The 1,489-nt window shown below is 57.4% G+C and carries 2 protein-coding genes; both read left to right on the top strand.

Features of this window, described 5'->3' with window-relative positions; all coding sequences use genetic code 11:
• The first annotated feature begins 144 nt into the window (after positions 1-144).
• The gene (locus FS320_RS43280; protein WP_162003636.1) at positions 145-1,044 is read left to right on the top strand and encodes a DNA/RNA non-specific endonuclease; all 900 of its coding nucleotides are present in this window, start codon (positions 145-147) and stop codon (positions 1,042-1,044) included.
• Positions 1,041-1,298, top strand: coding sequence for a hypothetical protein (locus FS320_RS43275; RefSeq protein ID WP_152718638.1), 258 nt, complete (start codon positions 1,041-1,043; stop codon positions 1,296-1,298). The genes FS320_RS43280 and FS320_RS43275 overlap by 4 nt, the downstream gene beginning before the upstream one ends.
• Positions 1,299-1,489 lie beyond the last annotated feature (191 nt).

Genomic DNA, 1,489 nt, shown 5'->3' with positions numbered 1-1,489 from the left:
GCTTCGCCGGATCCCTACCTCGAGACGGGACAATCCTCCAAGAAAGAGGGGTGGAGACAGCATTGACATCAAGAAGTGCGCTTTGCTGGTGTGGAATGGACCGGCGATGCTCCTGTCCAGACTCGCTCGCCTCGTGAGGCCCCAGTGAGACGACCCAACCCCTTGCCAGCCTTTGTGTTGGTGGTGCTCATTGCCACCTCTCACGCCGCAGCGGCAGCCTGTCCCCAGCATTTCTTCGGCGGCATGGCACCGGCTCTTTCCAATTCGAAACTCACGCCCAAGACTCGGCAGATCTGTTACATGGAGTTCGCGTTGCTCCACTCTGGGCTGACCCGCACGCCCCTTTGGGTGGCCGAGCACCTCAGCCCCAGGCGAGCAAGCGGCGCTCGTGCGCTGAACCGGGTCAACAATTTCCACGCCGATCCCAATCTTCCATCCGACGAGCGAGCTGAACTGTCTGACTATACTCGGAGCGGTTTTGACCGCGGGCACATGGCTCCAGCAGGAGACATGACCACACCACAAGGGATGGATGAGTCCTTCTCCTTGGCCAACATGGTGCCGCAGAACTCCGACAACAACCGCAATCTGTGGGAGAGCATAGAACGCGCCGTGCGCGATTACTCTGAGCGGCAGGAAATCTACGTGGTCACCAGCCCTCTCTTCCAAAGTGAAAATCTCCAAGCTCTCAAGGGGCGTGTGCTGGTGCCAACCCACATCGCGAAGGCCGTCTTTGATCCGAGGTTGAACGCTGGAGCGGCTTATCTGACACCCAACCAGGAGGGTGACGAGTACAGGATTATCTCGCTTGCTGAGCTGCAGCAGTTGTCGGGCATTGACCCGTTCCCTCAGCTGCCACCAGACATCAAGCAAACCATCCTGAACCTGCATACTCCCCAACTCCAAAGGTCGAAAGGACCCGGACGAAATACCCGTAGACCTCCGCCTCAAGCAGACGTTCAAGAACAGCGCCCTGCCCCATCACAGGATGGATTCATTGGAGGAATTCTTGAGGCCATTGATGAGTTTGGACGCCGCCCATGACGAAGAAGTTTCAGCCATTCTCAGATGACAGCGCCTCTCTCAGCATAGGCGAGTTCACCATTGAGAACGGCACCGACAAAATCGCTCTCTATGGCTCGCTCGACGTGACGCGAGACAAGAATGGACTCAAACAAGCGAAGACACTGAAGGCGGCTGTCGACGCAATCGTGAAAGCGCTGGAGCAGGATAAAGCTCTGCCTGATGAAAGCAGTCCCGCCGAGGCACCGCAGCAGGTCAAGAACCCGTTCGCATAAATTAGTCAAACCACTATGGGAAGAGAGCTCTAATTTAGAAGGGGACTGATAAAGTGAGCGTCCCCGGGATTGCTCCAGTCCCTACCCACCTCTCAGCACATAGCCGCGCCGCTGCTTTCGCTGGAGCCAAGTTTCGAGGGCTTCCATGGCACGTGACTGGTTTTCGTAGAGCTCGATCCTCCTCCGCCCCG

Origin of the sequence: Microvirga tunisiensis, from assembly GCF_009296175.1 — a bacterium.
In the GTDB taxonomy this organism is placed as follows: domain Bacteria; phylum Pseudomonadota; class Alphaproteobacteria; order Rhizobiales; family Beijerinckiaceae; genus Microvirga; species Microvirga tunisiensis.
Note: the sequence above shows the minus strand (reverse complement) of the source record. Positions and strands in the feature narration are given on the sequence as shown.